Source organism: Actinacidiphila acidipaludis, from assembly GCF_019890725.1.
Lineage (GTDB): Bacteria > Actinomycetota > Actinomycetes > Streptomycetales > Streptomycetaceae > Actinacidiphila > Actinacidiphila acidipaludis.
Genome location: NZ_JAINZZ010000001.1, coordinates 52179 through 74445 on the forward strand (window position 1 = coordinate 52179; position 22267 = coordinate 74445).

Annotated in this window: 16 protein-coding genes and 2 pseudogenes; 9 read left to right on the plus strand and 9 right to left on the minus strand. The window is 70.4% G+C overall.

Features of this window, described 5'->3' with window-relative positions; all coding sequences use genetic code 11:
- Positions 1-51 precede the first annotated feature (51 nt).
- Positions 52-1308 carry a chitinase gene (locus tag K7862_RS00265; protein ID WP_222959364.1) on the plus strand — a complete coding sequence of 419 codons (1257 nt, stop codon included), beginning with the start codon at positions 52-54 and terminating at the stop codon, positions 1306-1308.
- Positions 1309-1395: 87 nt separating this feature from the next.
- On the opposite strand, the gene K7862_RS00270 is transcribed toward K7862_RS00265, so the two are convergent.
- On the minus strand, positions 1396-4116 hold the full coding sequence (locus tag K7862_RS00270; RefSeq protein ID WP_222959365.1) for a DUF6185 family protein: 2721 nt from the start codon (positions 4114-4116) through the stop codon (positions 1396-1398).
- Positions 4117-4582: 466 nt separating this feature from the next.
- Between K7862_RS00270 and qcrB (K7862_RS00275) the strand changes: the two genes are divergently transcribed.
- Positions 4583-6193, plus strand: coding sequence for a cytochrome bc1 complex cytochrome b subunit (gene qcrB, locus K7862_RS00275; protein ID WP_222959652.1), 1611 nt, complete (start codon positions 4583-4585; stop codon positions 6191-6193).
- A gap of 47 nt (positions 6194-6240) precedes the next feature.
- On the opposite strand, the gene K7862_RS00280 is transcribed toward qcrB (K7862_RS00275), so the two are convergent.
- Complete coding sequence (locus K7862_RS00280; protein WP_222959366.1) at positions 6241-6981, minus strand: SDR family oxidoreductase; 741 nt, start codon at positions 6979-6981, stop codon at positions 6241-6243.
- Between the two features lie 148 nt (positions 6982-7129).
- Here K7862_RS00280 and K7862_RS00285 point away from each other — a divergent pair.
- Positions 7130-9568 (plus strand): annotated as a pseudogene (locus tag K7862_RS00285) (SpoIIE family protein phosphatase); the annotation flags it as partial.
- Positions 9569-9592: 24 nt separating this feature from the next.
- Here the strand turns inward: K7862_RS00285 and K7862_RS00290 are convergent.
- Positions 9593-10213, minus strand: a complete 621-nt coding sequence (locus K7862_RS00290) for a DUF5134 domain-containing protein (RefSeq protein ID WP_222959367.1) — start codon at positions 10211-10213, stop codon at positions 9593-9595.
- Positions 10214-10482: 269 nt separating this feature from the next.
- Between K7862_RS00290 and K7862_RS00295 the strand changes: the two genes are divergently transcribed.
- Together K7862_RS00295 and K7862_RS00300 are read left to right on the plus strand one after the other, a co-directional pair.
- Positions 10483-11100, plus strand: a complete 618-nt coding sequence (locus K7862_RS00295; protein WP_222959368.1) for a transketolase-like TK C-terminal-containing protein — start codon at positions 10483-10485, stop codon at positions 11098-11100.
- A gap of 317 nt (positions 11101-11417) precedes the next feature.
- Complete coding sequence (locus K7862_RS00300; RefSeq protein ID WP_222959369.1) at positions 11418-11954, plus strand: Ohr family peroxiredoxin; 537 nt, start codon at positions 11418-11420, stop codon at positions 11952-11954.
- 78 nt (positions 11955-12032) lie between these two features.
- Here the strand turns inward: K7862_RS00300 and K7862_RS00305 are convergent, their stop codons facing one another.
- From K7862_RS00305 to K7862_RS00330, 6 genes and pseudogenes are all read right to left on the minus strand, one after another.
- The gene (locus K7862_RS00305) at positions 12033-12779 is read right to left on the minus strand and encodes an SDR family oxidoreductase (protein WP_222959370.1); all 747 of its coding nucleotides are present in this window, start codon (positions 12777-12779) and stop codon (positions 12033-12035) included.
- 100 nt (positions 12780-12879) lie between these two features.
- The gene (locus K7862_RS00310; protein WP_222959371.1) at positions 12880-14610 is read right to left on the minus strand and encodes an L-aspartate oxidase; all 1731 of its coding nucleotides are present in this window, start codon (positions 14608-14610) and stop codon (positions 12880-12882) included.
- A gap of 84 nt (positions 14611-14694) precedes the next feature.
- A complete protein-coding gene (gene qcrB, locus K7862_RS00315; protein WP_222959372.1) occupies positions 14695-16299 on the minus strand; it encodes a cytochrome bc1 complex cytochrome b subunit in 1605 nt (534 codons plus the stop codon).
- 45 nt (positions 16300-16344) lie between these two features.
- On the minus strand, positions 16345-16584 hold the full coding sequence (locus tag K7862_RS00320; RefSeq protein WP_222959373.1) for a WhiB family transcriptional regulator: 240 nt from the start codon (positions 16582-16584) through the stop codon (positions 16345-16347).
- A 123-nt stretch (positions 16585-16707) separates the two neighbouring features.
- Positions 16708-17343 (minus strand): annotated as a pseudogene (locus K7862_RS00325) (sigma-70 family RNA polymerase sigma factor); the annotation flags it as partial.
- Positions 17344-17670: 327 nt separating this feature from the next.
- The gene (locus K7862_RS00330; protein WP_222959375.1) at positions 17671-18573 is read right to left on the minus strand and encodes a sigma-70 family RNA polymerase sigma factor family protein; all 903 of its coding nucleotides are present in this window, start codon (positions 18571-18573) and stop codon (positions 17671-17673) included.
- 224 nt (positions 18574-18797) lie between these two features.
- On the opposite strand from K7862_RS00330, the gene K7862_RS00335 reads away from it, so the two are divergent.
- The 4 genes from K7862_RS00335 (at position 18798) to K7862_RS00350 (ending at position 22208) form a co-directional block, all read left to right on the plus strand.
- Positions 18798-19043, plus strand: a complete 246-nt coding sequence (locus tag K7862_RS00335) for a hypothetical protein (RefSeq protein WP_222959376.1) — start codon at positions 18798-18800, stop codon at positions 19041-19043.
- Between the two features lie 127 nt (positions 19044-19170).
- The gene (locus K7862_RS00340; RefSeq protein ID WP_222959377.1) at positions 19171-19800 is read left to right on the plus strand and encodes a hypothetical protein; all 630 of its coding nucleotides are present in this window, start codon (positions 19171-19173) and stop codon (positions 19798-19800) included.
- Positions 19801-20079: 279 nt separating this feature from the next.
- The gene (locus tag K7862_RS00345; protein ID WP_222959378.1) at positions 20080-20892 is read left to right on the plus strand and encodes a SigB/SigF/SigG family RNA polymerase sigma factor; all 813 of its coding nucleotides are present in this window, start codon (positions 20080-20082) and stop codon (positions 20890-20892) included.
- Positions 20893-20996: 104 nt separating this feature from the next.
- Positions 20997-22208, plus strand: a complete 1212-nt coding sequence (locus K7862_RS00350; RefSeq protein ID WP_222959379.1) for an acyl-CoA dehydrogenase family protein — start codon at positions 20997-20999, stop codon at positions 22206-22208.
- The last annotated feature ends 59 nt before the right edge of the window (positions 22209-22267 follow it).

Below are 22267 nucleotides of genomic sequence, written 5' to 3' on the forward strand. Positions count from 1 at the left end.
GGCCCGAGACGACGCACGCTCCCCCCACCACTTCACGCTTGAGGGGCTTTCATGCACCTTGCGAAATGGGCGGCTTCCGCCTCCGCGCTCACCCTCGCGACCGCCGGTGCGGTCTTCGCCCTGGCCCCCGACGGCAACGCCGCCGCGACCAGCGCCTACTCCGTCGCTCCCTACGTCGACATGTCGAACAGCCAGGAAGGCATGCTCGACACCGCCATCACCGGGCACGGCCTCAAGGCCTACACCGCGGCCTTCGTGCTCGGTTCCGGCTGCAACCAGATCTGGGGCGACACGCTCCCGATCGGCAACGACTCCTTCACCGACCCGCTGATCGCGAAGGCCAAGTCCGAGGGCGCCTCCCTCATCATCTCGTCGGGCGGCGCCAGCGGCCTGCCGCTGGCGTGGACCTGTTCCACCCAGAGCTCGATCGACGCCGGCTACCAGGCCCTGATCAACGACTACGGCGTCACCCAGCTGGACTTCGACATCGAGGGCGCGGCGGTCGCGGACACGGCGGCCGCGGCACGCCAGATGCAGGCGATGAAGGACCTCAAGGCGTCCAACCCCAGCCTCAAGTTCTCGGTGACCCTGCCGGTCCTGGCGAGCGGACTGACCAACGACGGCGTGAACATCGTCAAGGCCGCCAAGAACGCCGGCATCAAGATCGACGTGGTCAACATCATGACCATGGACTACTACTCGGGCACCGGAACCGAGATGGGCCAGGGGTCGGTCGCGGCGGCCCAGGCCACGCTGTCCCAGATGCAGTCCGTCGACTCCGGCTACACCTACGCCAACCTCGGGATCACCCCGATGATCGGCAAGAACGACGACGGTTCGACCTTCACCCTCGCGGACGCGCAGACCGTGGAGAGCTTCGCCGCCCAGCACGGCGTCGGACGGCTGGCGTTCTGGTCGGTCAACCGCGACCAGCCGTGCAGCGGTACCGCCAACTCGCTGTCCACATGCACGCAGATCAGCCAGAGCAGCCTGGCGTTCACCGACGCGTTCCTGCAGTACACGGGCGGCTCGGGCGGCACCACGACGGGCGGGACGTCCACCGGCGGGAGCACGACCGGGGGCAGCACGACCGGCGGAACCACCACCGGAGGAACCACCACCGGCGGCGGCACGACCGGCGGAGGCGGGACCTGCACCACCGCCTCCTGGAGCTCCTCGCAGATCTACACCGGCGGCAACACGGTCTCCTGGAAGGGCCACAACTGGAAGGCGAAGTGGTGGACGCAGGGCGAGGAGCCCGGCACCACGGGCGAATGGGGCGTCTGGCAGGACCTCGGCGCATGCTGAGCCGCTGATCCCGCACCCCTCACGGCCTGGCCCCCCCGCTCCGGGGGGCCAGGCCGGCCGCCGTCCAGTCGCCCACATGCGCTCGCGTCAGTTCGGGCTGGGGGGCGTCGGCGGCGAACCTCCGCCCTTCAGTTGCTGCCAGAGGCCGACCACGGCGGCCACCTGCGCGAGGGCGAACGCGGCCTGTACGGATGTCGACCGGAGTTGGTAGACCGAAAGGAGCAGGCCGGGAGTGGAGCGCCAGTACGGTCGATCGCGTTTGAAGGTCTCTCGGTCCATCGCCATACCGGTCACCGTCAGTATCGGCAGCAAGGCCGCCACGCTCAGCAACCAGGAGCGGTCCGGATCCTCCGCGAGCACATAGGTGATGCAACTGTCGGCGACCACGGGCAGGAGCAGCGCCAACCACATGGCCAACGCGCGCGTGTAGCCGCGCCGGCCGGGAAGCGCCCGGTGCATGGCGCCGAAGAAGAACCCGACCGAGGCCCAGGTGAACTCCCACGCGATGAAGTCGATCGGGATCTCCGGCAACTGGAACCGAGTACCCAGCAGGGAACTCCAGGCAGAGGCGTCGGTATTGGCCACCGTGAGGACCAGGAGGGTACCGGGAATCCCGGCGACCGCGGCGACACGGGCCGCGTACAGGGCGTTCCCCAACCAGGTCGGCCGCGGCCCCCAGGCGAGAGCCACATCCACCGGCGTGACGCCCGGGGGCAGCCGCAGTGCCGGACGCGGGTAACGAGAACCGACGTTCCAGCGGTGCCGGCGGGTGATGAGTTCCTGCACCCGGCGCTTGCGTTCCAGCGCGTTTTCCGACCCGTCGCGATCCAGCCTACCGAGTTCCTGCTGGAGTTCGAGGTGGCTACGCGCGGCCTCCAGCCAGCGGCGGCGGTCGGACTCGCGTATCACGTTCACGACCCGTGGCCCGCGCGGCTGCAGTGGGGTGCAGAGCACGGCCCGCTTGCGACCCCATGCAAGCAGCAGGGACAGAACCCCTGCCGCGAGCAGCAGTGACACCCAGCCCAGTGGAATTCCCAGATAGGGACCGAAATAGCTGACGAATGTCACGGCTCCGAATGCTACGGCGACCCGGGTCAATGGCCACGGCTGCTCTGCCGTCGCCGGAAGCCCTGGATTCGGAGCCGAAGGCGGCGCGGGAGCGGTGGCGGTGGCGTCGTCCGCATCCACCGGCGTCCCGAAGACGGCGAGTACCGCTGCCAGGGCGAGCCCGGTGACGATCCAGTCGTTGCCGAAGAGCCAGTCCTGGCAGTCCCAGGCGAACCAGCCCATGTCCCCGATCACCTGCTGCGCGTGGCGCTGGCCGTAGTCAGCCGCGGACGTGTCATCGAGCCACGCCAAGCGACGCCAGTTCCATTCCGCCACGACCCACGCCCACAAGGCCACGACCCCGGCCACAGCGAGGAATGCCAGCCCGGTGCCGCGTAGCCGGAACCGCCTGTTGCGGGCCTCCTCGGCGGCCGACGTGGGCACCGGAAGCCCGGTCGCCATCCGTTTCCGGTTCCGCCACTCCAGGCCCTCGACCCGCGCAGCGCACCAGACGCGCTGGATGCAGGCCGTCAGGGCCATCAGCCACAAGAAGACCGTGCCGGCGTCGACGGCGAGCAGCCAGGCGATCGCCGGATCCTCCCCCGCTCCATCGGGGAGCGAGAAGTCAGGCGACAGGCCCGCCAACGACGGCCGTACGGCCACCGCTGCCACTCCCACCGCCGTCACGGCCGCTGCGATCAGGACACTGCGCCGCGGCCTGCCGAACAGGCACAGCGCCAGACCGAGCACCGCGGCCTGGAGGGCCGTCCACCGTGCTTCCTCGGAACTCCACACCCACACCCATCGCTGCACCCCCCGCGCGTCGTTCCCGTCCGGGAGGTAATTCTGTGCCACGAGAGACAGGGGGTGGCTGAGGTAGACGAAGACGGCGGCGACAGCCACCAGGATCGCCCACTGCCGCGTCACGGTGACAGCCGTCCGCTGACCGTCAGTCATGGCGGGGTGATTGCCGGGGGTCCGACGACGCAACGGCCAGAGCGCGAAGGCGACCACCCCCAGGGCCGCGACATCCCACAGTGCACCGGCCGCCCCTTCGATGTACTGCATGTCATCGCTCGAACCGGCGGCTGCGTAGGCCTGCGCCCTGGGCGGCCGGAATCCGAGGCTCACCGGTTCCACAGCCCGAGAACCCGACAGCGGACCGGCCCAGGACCACCCCATCGTGTCGCGGTCGGTGACCGAGGACGGTCGCGGCCGGGCGTAGTCCGGACGAGGTCCGCCCAGATCCACGCGCACGCTGGTCCACACCCCGCCACGCAGGGTGTCGGGCGGAACGAGCTCCGCGGTCCAGCGGGTGGTACCCACCAACTTCAGGTGCCACAAACCGATGTCGACGTCCGAGTCACCGTTGAGCCAGTCCTCCGCCTGGTAGTCGACGCTCACGCCCGCGCGCCCACGGGTCAGCACGGTCGGGGACGCCCGACGCCACTCCGTAGGCCGGTCAGCCTCGGCGTAGCCGGTGCCACGCAGCAGGCAGCCCATCGCATGGACATACGCCGGCGTGCCCGGGCGCAACAGCAGATCCGCGCTGAAGGGCCACGTGTTGTCGACGTCGACCCTGACCTCGGTCGTCACATGGGTGTAGTCGAGCCGTTGGTGATGGAACTCGAGGGAGCCGGACAGCCGCACGCCGGACAGGCCGGCCGAGTCACACGTCACGTCAGGCGGAGCCGATTGCTCGCTCCCGAACGCCTGACCGCCGGTCAATATCCACAGGGCGGCCACCACCAGCCCGATCACGGACGCCCGCAGCGCTATACCCCCTTGTGCCCCGGCCCCGACCGGACAGGGCCGGTACCAGTGACGGCTGCCGGCCACCACCCCTCCTGACGGGCTCTGATGTCAGCACTAGTGCCGGTCATCGTAGTTGAAAGCTGTCCGACCGATCACATCATCAGTTCAGCGACACTCTTCCCGCGTCCTGCGCCTTGGGCAGGCAGCGGCGCGGCGGCGCGCCCCGGACAGGCTTGCGTAACAAACTAGCGCGAAGCGGGCATACTAAACGTTCGTCAGATGTGCACCATGCCGTCCCGGCGTCCGCCCTTCGCCGCTGTTTCGGGAGCAGACCTTGCCTGACCCGACCACCGCGCCGCCTCCGGCGGAACCGCCCGAGTCCGATGGGGGGAGCCCCTCCGACCGCGACCGGCGCATCGCCGCCGACCGTGCCCGGGCGGCCCGGGCGACCGCCTCTCCCCCGACCTCGGGCATGCGGTTCGCCGACTGGATGAACAACCGGGGCGGCCTGTACCGGTGGGCCAGGAACACCATGCGCAGGACGTTCCCCGACCACTGGTCGTTCCTGCTCGGCGAGATCTGCCTGTACAGCCTGATCCTGCTGGTGGTCACCGGCCTGTACCTGACGCTGTTCTTCCACCCCTCGATGGACACCGTCGTCTACCGCGGTGGCTACGCCCCGCTGCACGGCGTCCGGATGTCCCAGGCGTACGCGTCGACCCTGCACATCAGCCTCGACGTGCGCGGCGGCCTGCTGATCCGGCAGATGCACCACTGGGCCGCGCTGATCCTGGTCGCCGCCATCCTCGCCCACATGATGCGGACGTTCTTCTCCGGGGCGTTCCGCAAGCCCCGCGAGATCATCTGGATCACCGGGTTCGCCCTGCTGCCGTTGACCCTCTTCGAGGGGCTGACCGGCTACGACCTCCCGGACGACCTGCTGTCCGGGACCGGCACCCGGGTCGTGCAGGGCGGCATCCTCTCCACGCCCGTCGTCGGCACCTATCTGTCGATGTTCCTGTTCGGCGGCGAGTTCCCCGGCCGGGACTACGTCCCGCGCTTCAGCACCATCCACCTCCTGGTCATCCCCGGGCTGATGACGGCGGCGCTGCTGGTGCACCTGATCCTTCTCTTCCACCACCAGCACGCCCAGTTCCCCGGCCCCGGGCGCAGTGACCGCAACACCGTCGGCATGCCCCTGCTGTGGCGGCGTGCCGCGAAGTCCGGCGGCTTCTTCCTCCTGGTGTCCGCGGTCATCGCCGTCATCTCGGCCGTCGCCCAGATCAACCCGGTTTGGCTGTACGGGCCCTACCGCCCGGACCAGGTCTCGTCCGGGTCCCAGCCCGACTGGTACATGGGATTCGCCGACGGCCTGGAACGCATCATGCCCGGCTGGGAGATCCGGCTGTGGGGACACACACTCGTCCTCGACGTCCTCATCCCCCTGGTCACCTTCGGGCTCGTCCTCGCCGCCATCGGCGTCTACCCGTTCTTCGAGGCGTGGATCAACGGCGACCGGTCCGACCACCACCTCCTGGAACGTCCCCGCAACCGACCGGTGCGCACCGGTCTCGGGGTCGCCTGGATCACCCTGTACTTCGTGCTGTTCGTCGCGGCCAGCAACGACATCATCGCCACGCACTTCCAGCTGTCCGTCAACGCGGTCACCTGGGCCGCCCGCATCGCGGTCTTCGTCGCACCGCTGCTGGCCTACTCCGTCGCCAAACGCATCGCGATGGGTCTCCAGCGGCGCGACCGCGACCGCGTCCTGCACGGACGGGAGACCGGTGTCATCAAACTGCTGCCGCACGGCGAGTACATCGAGGTCCACTCCCTGCTGTCCCAGGAGAAGGTCCACCGGCTGACCTCCCACGCGCAGCCGCCGCCGCTCACCCTGTCCTCGCTCCCCCACGACGAGGGCACGGCGCCCCCGGACGCCGAATCGGCGACGCATCTCATGCGGCTGCGTGTGCGGCTGTCCCAAGCGGTGTTCGGCCCGAAGGGCAACATCGCCAAGGCGAAGGCCGAGACCCCCCACGACCACGAGCAGGAGCACGAACCCTCAGGTCACGACGGCCCTTGAGGACCGGGGCGCGCGCCCGAGGCACCGGCGACACGGCGACACGGAGGTCAGTGGCGTTCCCGGACCCAGTCCGCGTAGTGCGTGGGCGCCAGGCGGGCGTCCGGCCCGGCGATCAGCTCGTCTCCCGAGATGGCGGCGAACAGGCCGGCGTCGGCGTCGGTGACGACCGTCCTGGAGTCGTGCTCCAGCTCAAGGGTGAGCTTTCCGAGTTCGTCGAGCAGGAAGACGTCGGGCCCGGCGACATTGCGGATACCCAGCAGCGGGGCCCCGGTGGCGACCTCGACGACGGCGTCCACGACGTCCACGGACGCCATCGGCTGGATGCGGGCCGCGGGCAGCCGGACGATGTCGCCGTCGGAGGTCATGTCCAAGGTGGCGTCCATGAACTCGAAGAACTGGGTCGCCCGCACGATGGACCAGGGCGTGGGCCCCTGCCGGAGCAGATCCTCCTGCAGCGCCTTGGCCCGGTAGTAGTCGAGCCCCGGTACCTGGTCGACGCCCACGATCGACAGGACGACCTGGTGCCGCACGCCCGCGTCCGCCCCGGCGGCCAGCACGTTCGTCATCGAGGTCCGGAAGAAGTCCAGGGACGCCGCGTCGAAGGTGGGTGAGTTGGCCAGGTTGACGACGACGTCGGCTCCCGACAGCGCGCCTTCCAGACCCTCTCCGCTCAGCACGTCGACGCCGGTGGACGGCGACGCCGGCAGTGCTTCGTGCCCGGCCGCGGTCAGCTTCCGCACGACCTGCGACCCGATCAGTCCGGTACCGCCGATGACTGTGATCTTCATGGTCTCGCCTCCTCTTCCACGATAGGGCCGGGCACGCGCCACGTCTTATGCGGCGAGTTGTCACAAATCGCGAGAGGCGGCTGTCGAGTCCGTAAAGGACGAATCTTCAACCAGTGACGCCCGCGCCTACCCCGAGGACGACAGCTCCATGATCAGCACCGGCAAGGCTTCGAGCGGTGACCACCCGGACCGGCACCGGCCCCTGGAGTCGGCGATCGCCCTGGTCGACGACCGGGGCACGGTCGTGGCCTGGACGCAGGCCGCCGAGCGGCTCGTCGGCCATGCCGCCGAGGACGTGGTCGGGCGGTCCGCCGCGGTGGTCCTGCCGCTCCCGGAGGACGCGCCGACGATGGCGGCCTTCGTGGAGCGGTGCCACCCGCAGAGCGGATGGTCGGGCGTCACACCGTTGCGTCACCGGGACGGGTTCCTGATCGACATCAGCCTGCGGGTGTCGAGGCTGTGGGGGCAGGACGGAACGGTCCGATGGCTGGTCTCGGTGAGTGACGCCGGTGCCCACGCCGCGGAGGCGGCGACCGGCTCGGCCCGGGAGTCGCTGCTCACCCGGGCACCCATCGGGGTGGTCGTGCGGGACACCGAGCTGCGGTGCACCTGGGTGAACGACACCATGGCGGGCCACGACGGCATCCCTCGTGACCGCCGGCTCGGGCGCCGGTTCACCGAGGCGCTGCCCGGGTGCAAGTCCGACGCTCTCGAAGCGGTGATGCGGCAGGTGCTGCTCGGCGACACCACCAAGATCCACCAGTACCGGATGTGGCCGGCGACGAGCCCGCGGCGGGACCACACGTTCACGGCGTCCTTCTTCTGCCTGCGCGGCGCCGACGGCGAGGCGGTGGGGATGTGCACGATCAACGCCGACCTGACCGAGAGCCGCCGGGCGCGGGAGCGCCTGGCCGTCCTGAGTGAGGCCGGGTCGCGCCTCGGCAGCACCCTGGACGTGATGCAGACCAGCCAGGAGCTGGCCGACCTCGCCGTGCCGCTGCTGGCCGACTACGTGGCCGTGGACCTGGAGCAGTCGGTTCCCTACGGGCAGGAGCCCCCCGCGCACATCGGCCCGGACGGCGAGCACCCGCCCGCTTTCCGGCGTGCCGGTCTGGCGTCCATCCACCGGGGTGCGCCGGAGTCCCCGTGGGCGCGCGGCGAGTCGATCACCGTGCAGGCCGTCTCACCGTTCACCGAGGTCCTGCGTACAGGGCGGCCGCATCTGGAGCCGATCCTGGACACGGCGCCGGGCACCTGGGCCGATCACGACCCGACGCGCACGCGCAAGATCCAGGAGAACGGCATGCACTCGCTGATGGTCGTCCCCATCCGCGCTCGGCGCACCGTGCTGGGCGTGGCCGTGTTCGTCCGTACCGAGAACCCCGTCCCGTTCCAGGAGCTCGACCTCCTCCTGGCGGAGGAACTCGCCAACCGTGCGGCCCTCTCGCTGGCCAACGCGCGCGAGTACTCGCGGGAGCGCAGCGCCGCCCTCACGCTGCAACGCAACCTGCTCCCGCGCCGGCTGAGCGGCGGCACGGCGGTGGAGGCGGCCTCGCGGTACCTGCCCGCCGACGTGGACAGCGGCGTCGGGGGCGACTGGTTCGACGTGATTCCGCTGTCCGGCGCCCGGGTCGCCCTGGTCGTCGGGGACGTGGTCGGTCACGGCATCAACGCCGCCGCGAACATGGGCAGGCTGCGCACGGCCGTGCACACCCTCGCGGACATGGAGCTGTCACCCGACGACCTGCTCACCCACCTCGACGACACGGTGCAGCGGCTGGCCGAGGAGGAGGCCGACGGCCCGGAACAGGCTACTGCCGTGGTGGGGGCCACCTGCCTGTACGCGGTCTACGACCCGGTCACCCGCCGCTGCACGATGGCACGGGCCGGCCACCCGCCGCCCGCGGTCGTGGACCCCGACGGTCGCGTCTCCTTTCCCGAGATGCCGTCCGGGGCCCCGCTCGGCCTCGGCCTGGGCGTGCCTTTCGAGTCGGTGGAGCTGGAGCTGCCCGAGGGCAGCCTGCTGGCCCTGTACACCGACGGGCTGGTCGAGACGCGTGACGACGACATCTCTGCGGGCATGCACCGGCTGGGCGCGGCGCTGGCCCAGCCGGAAGGCGACCTCGAGGATCTCTGCACCCGCGCGATGGCGATCTCCAACGTGCAGGCGCCTCGCGACGACGCGACCTTGCTCCTGGTACGGACCCGGTCGCTGGATCCGGCCCGGGTGGCGTCATGGACGTTGCCGAACGACGGGAGGGCTGCGCGGGACGCCCGGCGGATGACGGCCGGCCAGCTCGCCGCGTGGGGGCTGGAGGACCTCGCCGACTCGACGCTGCTGATCGTCAGCGAACTGGTCACCAACGCCGTCCGCCACAGCACGGACCCGGTCGGCCTGCGCCTCGTCCACCACCAGGTGCTGACCTGCGAGGTCTTCGACAGCGACGTGTGCCCGCCGCGCCAGCAGCACGCGCTCACCGGCGACGAGCACGGCCGGGGGCTGCTCCTGGTCGCCCAGTCGTCGCGCCGATGGGGCTCCCGCTGCGTCCCGGGCGGCAAGGTCGTCTGGGCCGAGGAGGACCTCCCCCGCCCGCCCGCACCGGCTTCCGGCTCAGTGGTGCAGGACCAGCATGACGGCGGTGCCGAGGGCCGTCACACCGTCCCAGAAGTGGTCGTGGACGCTCTGCGTGGACGTGTGGCCGGTGGCCGCGGTCCGGCTCAGTCCGGGCAGGTCCCGGGTCAGGGACCACAGGGCGCACAGCAGCAGGAAGAGCGCGAGCAGGCCGACGGCTGCGGTGCCGCCACCTGACGCCGCCATGGAGTCGTCCATGGCCCGCGCGGTTCCACGGCCCTCGGCGAGGCCGGCGGCCATGGTGGCGTGCCCGCTCGCCCTCATGGGGTGCGCCATCCATGCCATGGCGGCCATGGCCGCCGCGGAGGGCAGAGCGCGCAGGACCTCCGGCGCGACCGCGCCGTCGCCTCGTCTCGGCGCGGAGAGCGGGAACCACAGTGCGGCGACGGCGTAGAACACGGTGTGTGGCATGGCCGGCACATGCGGGTACCAGCGCCATGTCATGCAGGCCATGTCCGCTGCCATCACCGCGTGGAGAAGGGAGCCGGTCCGGCCACGCCACCGCAGGCCGCTCCGCACGACGTGGCGCCGCAGTGTGGCCACGGCCGCGACCGCGAAGAGCGCTGTCAGCATCAACCGGACCGCGTCGACGGCACTCAAGCGCTCGGCCCTCCCGCCCAGTTCGAGGAGCCGCCGTCCACAGCCCGCCCCGGGCTGTGGGGGCACTGCCTCACGTCACCTTGCGAAGGTGTGACCGGACACACCGTTTCCGTGTGACGTCTGACCGAGTGCGTCCCGTGCGTCGCACCGTTTTGTCACAACAGCGGCACGGGGCCTGTCGTAGGAACGACGCGTCTGTACGACGGAATCCCGCGCCCTATCGGCGGCAGCGCGTGCCCTGATCCCCGTTCCCTGACAGAAGGTCGGCCATGAGCGATCTGTTTCTCCCCGAGGACGTCCGGTCCTCCCTGACGCCGTTCGACGGGCCGGGGCACCAGGCTGCGATGCCCGCCGGCACCATGGTCGGCGAGGCCGGCCCGCGGGGCATGTACCGGCTGTGTCCTGCGCAGTCCTCCGCGCCCGGGCCGCGTATCCAGGTGCTGGCCTCGGGTGGGGCCGTCCACCGGGCTCTGGAGGCCCAGGGACTTCTCGCGTCCGACTGGGGTGTCGGCGCCGACGTCTGGTCCGTCACCTCCTGGACCGGACTGCGCCACGAGGCGCTGGACGCGGACCGGGCGCGGCTGCGCGGTGAGGACCGCGTCCCCTACCTGACCGCGGCGCTGTCCGGCGCGTGCGGACCCGTCCTGGCCGTCAGTGACTCGGCGCGCCGGGTACCCGACCAGATCGGTCCGTGGATCGAGCAGGACTTCGCGTCTTTGGGCCCGGACGGTCCCGGCCGGCCGGACACACCCGCTTCGGTGCGCGGTGATTTCCCCGTGGACGCCGCGACCATCGTCGTGACCGCCCTGCACCGGCTGCGGCGACTCGGCGTGGTCGACCCCGAGACGGTGGTCAACTGCCGTGTCCGGTACGGCTGGTGGGGGTGACACGGCGGGCGCCCGGCACGGGGTCGCGGAGCGGCGCACGGCTGTGGCGCGGGACGCACCCACCTCGTGTCACACATCGGGGCGCTTCCCGGTCCATTGGTTACCCGGTGACCAGACAGTCCGAACGCAAAGGACGACCACATGTTATTCGTCACCCGTGCGGCAGCCGGCCTTCCCCCCGAAGGCCCGTCCCCCGCGGGCCGCACGCCGGAGGGCCCGCCGCGGGTCCTCCCGCCTCCTGACGCCTGTCTGCCCGATCTCCGCGCCGAGCCGGCTCACCGCCGGGCCGGGCGCCCCGACACGAGTGGAGTCACGCCGTGACCCAGCAGGACCAGTTGCCCGACCTGTCCATCGAGAAGGACTACGACGGACCGGTGTTCTCCCCCATCTACACGACCACGGTGACGGTGGAAGGCGGCGCCGTGGCGCACGGGCGGGCCTCGGGACGGGCCCGCTCCTCCGACGGAGCCCTGGACATCACGCTCGGGATGCCGACCGAACTGGGCGGAGGAGGCGCGGGGACGAACCCGGAGCAGCTGTTCGCCGCCGGGTTCGCCGCGTGCTTTCACGGGGCACTGAGCCTGCTGGCCAGACGCGCCGCGCTCGACCCCACCGTGATCGCCGTCGACGCGACCGTGGTGTTCGGCAGGGACCCGGAGGACGGCGGCTACCAGCTGCGGGTGGCCCTGGTGGTGAAATGGCCCGCCGCCGACCCGGAGGTCGCCCATCCCCTGCTGGACGAGGCGTTCTCGCTGTGTCCCTACGCGAGAATGGCGGTGCGGGGAACACCGGTCACGGTCACCCTGTCCACGGAGGCCGCCGCGGCCCCGGACGTCGACCAGTCCCCGCCGTGAGCGGGCTGGAAGGAAGCGCGCCGGCGGACATGACGAGGGGGGCGCCGCACGCAATGCGTGCGGCGCCCCCCTCGGGTCTCATCGCTGTTGCGCGAGCCAGTCGGCGAACCGGGTCTCGGCCACGTGGGCGTCCGGGCCCGGCAGCAGCGTGGTCTCCTCGACCTCGGCGCCGAAGTAGCGGGCGTGCGGATCGGTGACGACGGTGCGAGTGTCGTTCCGGGCGGCGAGCGCCCCGCGGACGAGGTCGTCGAGCCGGAACTCGTCGGGGCCGGTCACTTCGACCGTGCCGTTGACGGGAGTTCCGCTCGCGGCGTGGCAGACCGCGGCGGCGACGTCGTCGGAATGGACGGGCCGGATCCTGACCGGCGCCAGGCGCACGGTGTCGCCCTCGGTCGCGGCGTCCGCCATGCCGGGAACGAACTCGAAGAACTGGGTCGCGTGGACGATGGAGAATGCGATCCCGGAGTCCTCGATCAGCTCCTCCTGGGCCTGCTTGGCGCGCAGATAACCGCTCTCCTGGAGGCGGTCGAGGCCCACGACGGAGAGGGCCACATGGTGCGTCACCCCCGCCGCATCCTCCGCCTTCAGCAGGTTGGTGGTGGAGGTGTGGAAGAACTCCATGGCCGCGTCGTCCTCGAACGAGGGCGAGTTGGACACGTCGACGACGACGGACGCGCCGTCCAGGGCCTCGCCCAGTCCTTCACCCGTCAGGGTGTTGACGCCGGTGTTGGGCGCCGCGGGGACCGCCTGGTGACCGTTCTCCTGGAGCCTCGCGACCACCTTGGAACCGATGAGTCCGGTCCCGCCGACCACGACGATCTTCATGCTGGAATCCTCTCTGTCTTGCTCATGCGTGCCACGCACGCTCGGTGACGGCGTTCTGCCGACCGGCGGCGGGACCATGTCCCGGCCGGTGGACGGTGGTTCACTCGGCGAGCTTCCCGACCGTCGAGACCTCTTGCATCAGCGCCGCGATCTCGTCCGGAACGGCCGGGATGCTCTCGCGGGTGACGCCCTCGGTCGGGGACCACACGAGGTTGACCCGCAGCGCGGGGTCGAGTTCGGGGTAGTCGCTGCGGTTGTGGCAGCCGCGCGTCTCACGGCGCTCGAGGGCGGCCTCGAGCGTGGCGCGGGCCGCCAGCGCGGCGGACTTGAGGTCGAAGGCGTGCGCGAGGTCCTGGAACCCGGCGATGTCCGGGTGGACGCCCACGTCCTGCATCCGCTCCTCGATCGCGATGAGCTCCACCAGCCCGGCCCGCAGTCCCTGTTCGTCGCGGACGACGCCGGCGTGCTCGGTCATGGTGTTGCGGACGGCGCGCTGCAGTGCGCGGACGTTCTCCGGTCCGTCCGACGCGAGGAGGTCGTCGATCTCGGCCCGGGCGTCGGCGACGGCGGCCGCCGACCGCTGCTGCTTCGGCAGTTCCCGGGCGTGGGCCGCGGCCGCCTGGCCGGTGATGCGGCCGAAGACCAGCAGTTCGATGAGGCTGTTGCCGCCGAGGCGGTTGGCGCCGTGCAGTCCGCTGGACGCCTCTCCGATGGCGTAGAGGCCGCGGACGTCGGTGCTGTGGTCCTCGGGCCGGACCCACACGCCGCCCATCGAGTAGTGCGCGGTGGGGGCGATCTCGATGGGGTCCCGCGTGATGTCCAGCATCTGGAGGTCCATCAGGGTCTGGTAGACCCGCGGGAGCCGTTCCATGATCGTCTGCCGGGACAGGTGGGAGACGTCCAGCCACACACCGCCGTGCGGGGTGCCGCGTCCCTCCTTGATCTCGGTGTAGGCGGCGAGCGCCACGCGGTCGCGGGTGGAGAGCTCCATGCGCTCCGGGTCGTAGCGGGTCATGAAGCGCTCGCCGAGGGCGTTGCGCAGCACACCGCCCTCGCCCCGTGCGGCCTCGCTGACCAGGGTGCCGGCGGCGTTCTCCGGTTCGAGGATGCCCGAGGGGTGGAACTGGACGAGTTCGGGGTCGCGCAGCCGGGCGCCGGCCTCCACGGCCAGGCGGAAGGAGTCGCCGGTGTTCTCGTCACGGCGCGAGGAGGTGCGCCGCCAGATCCGGGTGTGGCCGCCGGCGGCGAGGATGACGGCGTCGGCGTGGATCAGGTAGCGGGTCCCGTGGGTGAGGTCGAAGCCGTACGCGCCGAAGACGGCGTTGTCGTCGGTCAGCAGCTGCGTGATGTACACGCCGTCGAGGACGGGGATCCGGAGCTGCTCGGCGCGGCGGATCAGGGTGCGCTGGATCTCCAGGCCGGTGTAGTCGCCCGCGAAGGCGGTGCGGCGGAACTTGTGGGCGCCGAAGAAGCGCTGGGAGATCCGGCCGTCCTGTTCCCGCGCGAAGGCCATGCCGAACCGTTCGAGGTCGTCGATGCCCCGGGCCGCGCCCTGGGTGACGATCTCCACCGTGCGGGGATCGGCCAGCAGATAGCTCTCCTTGAGCGTGTCCGCGGCGTGCTGCTGCCAGCTGTCCTCCGGGTCCATGGTGGCCAGAGCGGCGTTGATACCGCCGGCGGCGAGCGCCGTGTGCGCGTCGTCCTTGGGCCGCTTTCCGACCGCCAGCACGTCGACCCCGCTCTCGGCCAGTTCGATGGCCGCCCGCAGTCCCGCGCCTCCGGTGCCTATCACCAGCACCGTGGTGGAAAGAAGTCGTTCGGTGATTGCCACAATTCAACTCCGATCAAATAGCCGCTCACGACATACGACCGGTGGCATAGGGAATCTGTGACACGGCGCCGGGCGTGGTGGGCGTCACTGCCGATGCCTCTCGGAGATCTCCTTGAATTCCCGGACCGTCGGCTTCGGGATCTGCGTGCCTTCCCCGTAGAAACGCCGGCTGAGCCTGGACCGCAGCCGCTGCGTCCTGCCGGACGCGGCGCCTGGCCCGGTACCGATCGGCTGGTACTGCTCGTGGGCCGTCAGCATGTGCAATTGCTTTTGGGAAACAGCTTCGTGCACTTCGATGAACTCACCGTGCGGGAGGCGTTTGAGGATGCCGGTCTCCCGGCCGTGCAGCACCTTTTCGCGATCCTGCCGCTGCAGGCCCAGTGCCCATCGTTTCGCCACGGTGAAAACCGCGGGGGGCACGACGAACAAACTCACTCTGACCGCCCACGTTACCGCGTTCACCGAGAGATGCAGATGTGTGGCGATCACGTCGTTCCCGGCGCCCACCAGCGCCACGACGTACACGCTGATCCAGGCCGCACCGATCCCGGTCCGCACCGGACGGTTGCGCGGCCGGTCCAGGACATGGTGCTCACGGTCGTCGTCGGTGACCCAGGACTCGATGAAGGGGTACACGGCCAGGAACAGGAAGAAGCCGACCCCCACGATCAGGGGGACCAGGTTGTCGAGCGCCAGGGCGTGGCCCCACGCGCTCACTTCCCAGCCGGGCATCACCCGCAGGAGCCCGTCGGCCACGCCCATGTACCAGTCGGGCTGCGATCCGGCGGAGACCTGGTCGGGACGGTAGGGGCCGTACAGCCAGATCGGGTTGATCTGCGCGATCGACGCGAAGAGGAAGATCACGCCGCAGGTGACGAAGAACAGGCCGGCCGTCTTCATGGCGTAGGTCTTCAGCGGCAGCCCGACGATGTTCTTCTCACTGCGGCCGGGGCCGGGGTACTGGGTGGGCCCGTGGCGCCTCTCCAGGACCAGCGCGGCCGCGATGATGCCGACCATGACCGCGGGAATGAGCAGCACATGGATGATGTCGAACCGCGCGATGACGTCCCCGCCGGGAAAGGCTCCCCCGAACAGGAACATCGACAGATAGGTGCCGACGACGGGAATGGAGAGAACGGTTCCGTTGACGATCATCAGGCCGGTCCCGGACAGGAGATCGTCCGGCAGGTCGTACCCGGTGAGGCCGGCGAACATCCCCAGCGCCAGCAGAGCGAATCCCAGCAGCCAGTTGAGTTCCCGGGGCTTGCGGAAGGCGCCGGTGAAGAACACCCGCAGCATGTGGCCGAGAAGGCTGGCGATGAAGATCAGCGCCGCCCAGTGGTGGGCCTGCCGCATCAGCAGACCGCCACGCACCTCGAACGACAGGTGCATCGTGGAGTTGAAGGCCTCCGACACGTGCTGCCCCTGCAGCGGGCGGTAACTCCCGTGATAGACCACCTGGTTCGTCGAGGGGTGGAAGTACAGCGCTAGATAGACGCCCGTGACGACCAGGACGACGAAGCTGTAGAGGCTGATCTCTCCGAGCACGAAGGACCAGTGAGTCGGGAACGCCCGGCGCATCGCGTTTCTGGCCGTGCCCCTCACTCCGAGCCGGCTCTCCATCCAGCGGGTCATCCGGTCGCCTTCCGGCGGCCGCCGCACTCCGGTTGCCTGCCGTCCGCTGCTCATCTGTCTCGACCATCCCTCTTCGTCATCGGCGCCGTGACCGCCGGGCTATGAACCCAGGTCCTCACGCAGGCGCATGGCCCGGCGTTCGTTCTCCGTGGTGCCGCCCCAGATCCCCTCGACGCGGCCGTCGCCCACCGCCCAGGCCAGGCACTGCTCGGCGACCGGGCACCGCCGGCACACGGTCTTCGCCTCGGCGATCTGCACGAGGGACATGCCGCCGGTGCCGATCGGGAAGAACACGTCGGGATCCAGGTCCCGGCAGGCCGCCGTCAGGCGCCAGTTCATGGTGATCTCCTTGGTTCACGGTCAGGTCCCCGGTCGGCGCCTGCGGCGGCGCCGGGTTCACCGCACGGGCACGGCCAGGGTCGGGTACATGAGTGGGGCGGGCGGCGCGGCCGGCGCGCACTCCGCGTCCGGGACGAGCACGGTTTCGAGCGCGGCCACGTCCCCGGTCTTGGCCGCGCAGACGAAGGCGTCGAGCAGCCGCCGGTGTGCCCCCGCCTCGACGGTCTCGCGCTTCTCGGCCGACAGGTGCTTGCGGGCACGGCTGACGATCTGCCGCACGTTGACCTGGCTGAGTTCGAGGATCTCGGCGATCTGGGAGTACGGGTAGTCGAACGCCTCGCGCAGGACGTAGGCGGCGCGCTCGGTCGGGCTGAGTCTCTCCAGCAGCAGCAGAAGGGCCATTTCCAGGTCCTCCGCCCGCTCGGCTCCCAGCTGCGGGTCCGCACTGGTGTCCACCGGTTCCGGCAGCCACGGGCCCACGTAGGTCTCGCGGCGCACGCGCGCGGACTGCGCGACGTTGATGGCCAGTCGTGTCGTGGCGCTGGACAGGAACGCTGCGGGGCTGATCACGGCGGAGCGATCGGTCTTCTGCCAGCGCAGCCAGACCTCCTGGACCACGTCCTCCGCCTCCACGGCACTCCCGAGCACGCGGTACGCGATGCCGAAGAGGCACGGCCGCAACTGCACGAAGACAGCGACTGCCTCATCGAGAACTGCCTCATCGAGTCCGCTCCGCTCAGGGTCCGGCTCTGGGTACATGGTCCTGCTGTCTCCGTTCCTCCGGCCGCACGGATCCGCTCGCGTGGACACGTGACCCCCGCGGGGCGGCATTGAGCTCCGGCAACCGGTTCAGCACGCGCGTGTTCGGCCCGGGTACCGTCGACCCCGGCTGTGCGCATGACATGGGTGGTTTTTTGCAGCGACCGTGACCACAAGGTCACAGCGTTTTCTGTCACATCCGGTGTATTGACCGTGGTGGCCACCACCGTGTGACAGTGCGGAGCAAAGTTGCCGCCACGGGTGGGCGGGCAGACTCAGGGGACGTCCGGGAGGCCCGCATGCGGGACGTTCCCGGGGTTGTACAGCTCAGGGACGACGCGACGACCTGTTCCAGGCACGCAGCTTGTCGGGATTGAGTGTGACCCAGATCCTCGTCACACGTCTGGTGATGACCTCCAGGCTGAAGACCGCGGCGACCATGTGGTCGTAGCGGGCCACCAGGCCGGTGCGCCCGTTGACCGACTGGGCCGCGAGACTGGTGCGCCCGCGTGGCCCGACCAGGGCCAGCAGGCTGTAGGCCACCTGCTCACCGCCCTCCACCGGTCTGACCAGGGCCCGGACCTTGCCGCCGCCGTCGAAGAAGGCCGCGGCATCGGCTGCCAGTACGGACACCAGCAGTTGCGGGTCCTGCGTGACGCAGGCCAGCCGCACCGCCCGCACGACGGCGTCGTGCTCGGCATCCCCGGCACGCTGTCGCTGCGCCTGCAGGCGTCTGCCGATCCGGTCACCGAGTTCGCCCCATTCCGCCCGGGTCCGCGCGACGGCCTCCTCACCCGGGGACGCCGGGGCCCACGGGGCAGCGGGCATCCGCGAGGAGCCGGTGACCAGGAACGCGGCGCGCTCCGCCGGGGAAAAGGAATCGAGGGCGCTCAGCAGGACCTGGCTGACCTGCTGCTCGACCGGAACGCAGGAACCGGGCGCGGCCGTCCCCGTCACGCCGGCGTCCTCAGCCGGCGGAGCGGCGTCCTCGGCCCGGCCGGACGGCGCGAGTCTGCCCAGGCAGATACGGCCCACCACCCGCGCCAGCCAGGAGCGAGGGGCCCCGATCTCCCGCCGGTCGACGTCGGAGAGGTCGTACCACTCGCGGTAGGTCTCGTCGAGGACACTCTCCGACTCGCTGCTGCTGCCGAGCATCCAGCAGGCGACGTCCAGCAGATGGCGCCGCTCGTCCAACAGCTCCGCCAGGCCCAGCGCGTCAGTGCGGTTCATCGGCCACCCTCCCTCACCTCTTCGGGCTCATGTGCCGCGGCCCGCGGGTGCTGTCCCACCGGCCACGTCACACGTACTTCTGTCGTGTCACCAACCTGACCGCGTGGTGGGCTGTGTTGTGACAGCGGCTTCTCGGTGAGGTCCGCCTCCGCTCTGTCACAGCGGCCGCATGCGCTCGGTCAGAGCGAATGTGACGCAGGACTTCCACCCGAGGAGGACAGGGAATGTGCGGCCACCATGACAAGCACACGGACGCCCTGGCGGCCTGTGTGGCACTTGCCGCCGAGGCCGCCGTGCTCTCGGCCCGCTGCCGCATGCTGCAGGAGGACCTCGCCTCGGTCGACGCACGCATCAGGGCCGTCTCCGAGTCGCTGCGCCGGCTGCGTCACGACGGGGCGGAGTCGGGGCCGGAGGCCGACGACGATCGGTTACGTGGTCAACGTGACAAGAAGTGTCGACTCGAGGGATGAAGTGTGCCGTCACCCCTCTTTCCGTTCGTTCCTGCCTATGATGTGTCGTTGTGCCGCTTTGAGCTCACGACGAACGCATCCCGCCGGACGGCGGACGCGGTGACAAGGTCCCAGGAGGAGAGGGCACATGATCCCGGCAACGCACTCGGCGCACAGCATCGAGACCACTGCGGAGAGTCTCCGGGACGAACTGGCCCGTCTGGAGATCCAGAAGCAGGCTCTGGAGCGGGAACTGGCCGCGGTCGTCGCGCACCTGGACTCCGTTCAGCAGACCCTCGGAGCCCTTCACGGTCTGATGGCCGACGCCCGCGCAACGCCGGCGGGCGGCGCCTCGGACGGTGACGCCACGGAGCAGGTCGACGCGGCGGATCCTGCCGTCTCCCGGCAGCGCCCGGTTCCCGCTCGGCCTACGGTTTCCGCCCCGCCTCCCCCTTCCTCCTCGCCGACGTCCGCGGCGCTGCCCCGTCAGGCGAAGACCGGCGCGAAGGACGTCCGCAAGGAGCCGGTGCCGGCGTCCGCCTCGGCCTCCGGCCACGCCGAGGGGCACAGCGCGTACGGCAAGATCACCGACCAGATCCTGGAGTACTTCGCCGGCATCGGCGGCGTCGAGGTGCGTGCCCGCGACGTCGCGGCGGCCCTCGGCCGCGACTCCGGCAACGGCAGCATCAACGCCGTGCGGAGCACACTGGACCGCCTCGTCGGCGCTTCGCGGCTCCAGCGGGCCGGCCGCGGCCTCTACCGCGCGCAGAACTCCTAGGCTGCTGCCCAACTGTGCCCGGTCCACCGCGGTGGGCCGGGCCTTCGCGTTCCCGAACTCGTCCCCCGAGGCGTCCGAACCGGTGCCTGAAAACCGTCACAGGGCTGACGCCTTGTCGGTCTGTTAGGTCGAACGCCGCACGACGCCGGCACCGGTGGTCCGGCCGGACGCGAACGCCCCGGCCCCCGCCGCCGGACGGCCGTACCGCACGCGTGAGGACGCTGCCGTACCGCCCGTGCCGGGCTGCCGTCGGTGAGCCGAAGCCACTTGGGAGAGACGATGAACGAGGATTCCACGGCAGCCGTCGACCGCACACGGCGGACCGCGCCCGGAAAGCTCAGGGCCGAGTCCCGGAAGCTGTTCCGCCGTCTGGCCGCGCTGCGGCCCGGCACCCGCGAACACGCCGACGCACGGGACGCCCTCGTCGAACTCAACCTCCCGCTGGTGCACTTCGTCGCCGGCCAGTACCGCTCCTCCCCCACCCCGCAGGACGATCTCGAACAGGTCGGCACCATCGGTCTGATCAAGGCCGTCGACGGATTCGACCCCGACCGTGGCCTGGAGTTCACCACCTACGCCGTGCCGAAGATCCGCGGGGAGATCCAGCACTACTTCCGCGAGTGCGGATGGGCCATGCACGTGCCCCGCCGGCTCCAGGAACTGCGCCTGAAACTGGGCAAGGCGACCGACGAACTGACGCAGACCTGCGGTCGGCAACCCACGACGGCGACGCTGGCGGACCACCTGGGGCTGGACGAGAGCGAGGTCCGCGAGGGCGTGCTGGCGGGCCTCGCCTACAACACCACGTCCCTGGACACCCAGTTCGACGACCAGGGCGACGCGGCACCGGCGCTTCTGAAGACGATCGGGGCGCCGGACTCCGCCCTGGAGAAGGCCGACAACCTCATGGCGCTGAAGCCCATGCTGGAGCGGCTGGACGACCGTGACCGCACGATCCTCGGGCTGCGTTTCTGCTCCGGCATGACGCAGGTGGAGATCGGCGCGGAGATGGGGCTCTCCCAGGTGCACGTCTCCCGGATCCTCATCCGCACCCTCGCCCGGCTGCGCAAGGACATGCTGGTCGACGCCTGACTCTTCGAGGCTGCGGCCGCGCGCCGGTCCCCGGCAAGGGTGTCACACTGTCCGGCCCTGCCAGGTCTGGCCATGTGACGCACGTTCCCGGAAGGACACCGCACATGGCCACCAGCAGCCCCCACGCCCCCGCGCCCGACGAGCCGTCCCCTGCCGATTTCTACCTCTACGAGACGCTGCTCGCCGACGATGAGCGGAAGATCCTCGACCACGCGCGCACCTTTCTGCGGGAGAAGGTCAAACCGCTGGTCAACGAGTACTGGGCCAAGGGTGAGTTCCCGCACGAACTGATCGGGCTGTTCCGCGACAGCGGGCTCACCGCCCTGTCCTGGGAGGGCTACGGCGAGCATCGTCCGGCCGTCAGCCACCTGCTCAGCGGCATGGTCGCCATGGAGATGAGCCGGGTCGACGCCTCGGTCGCGACGTTCTTCGGCGTGCACGACGGCCTCGGCTTCTACTCGATCCTCGCCGGCGGCGACCGGGAGCAGCGTGAGCGCTGGCTGCCCGCCATGGCCTCGCTGGAGAAGGTAGCGGCCTTCGCCCTGACCGAACCACTGGGCGGTTCCGACGTCTCCGGCGGCATGCGCACCACCGCCGAACGCGTCGGCGACACGTGGATTCTCAACGGCGCCAAGAAGTGGATCGGCAACGGCACCTTCGCCGACCACGTCGTCGTCTGGGCGCGCGACATCCGCGACGACCAGGTCAAGGGCTTCGTCGTGGACAAGGGCACGCCCGGCTTCGAGGCGGTGAAGATCGAGGGCAAGATCGCCCTGCGGATCGTGCAGAACGCCGAGATCACGCTGACGGACGTGCGTGTGCCGGAGTCGAACCGCCTCCAGCGGGTCAACTCCTTCCGGGATGTGGCGGAGATCCTGCGGGTGACCCGGAGCGGGGTCTCCTGGCAGGCGCTGGGCGTCATGATCGGCGCCTACGAACTCGCTCTCGCCTACGCCAAGGAGCGCCGGCAGTTCGGCCGCCCGATCGCGGAGTTCCAGATGGTGCAGGACCTGCTGGTGAAGAGCCTGGGCAGCATCACCGCGTCCTGGGGAATGCTGGTGCAGCTCGCGCGTCTGCAGGACCAGGGGATCTGCCGCGACGAACACTCCTCGCTCGCCAAGGCGTTCACCACGTCCCGGATGCGGGAGGTCGTCGCCTCCTGCCGCGAGATCTTCGGCGGCAACGGCATCGTCCTCGACTACGACATCGCCCGTTTCTTCGCCGACGCCGAAGCCCTCTACTCCTACGAGGGCACCCGCGAGATGAACAGCCTCATCGTGGGCAAGTCGATCACCGGCCGGAGCGCCTTCGTCTGAGCCGTCCGCCGGCCGGCGTGAGCCGTGCGGTGACCCGCGGGAGGAGTCGTCGCTCCCGC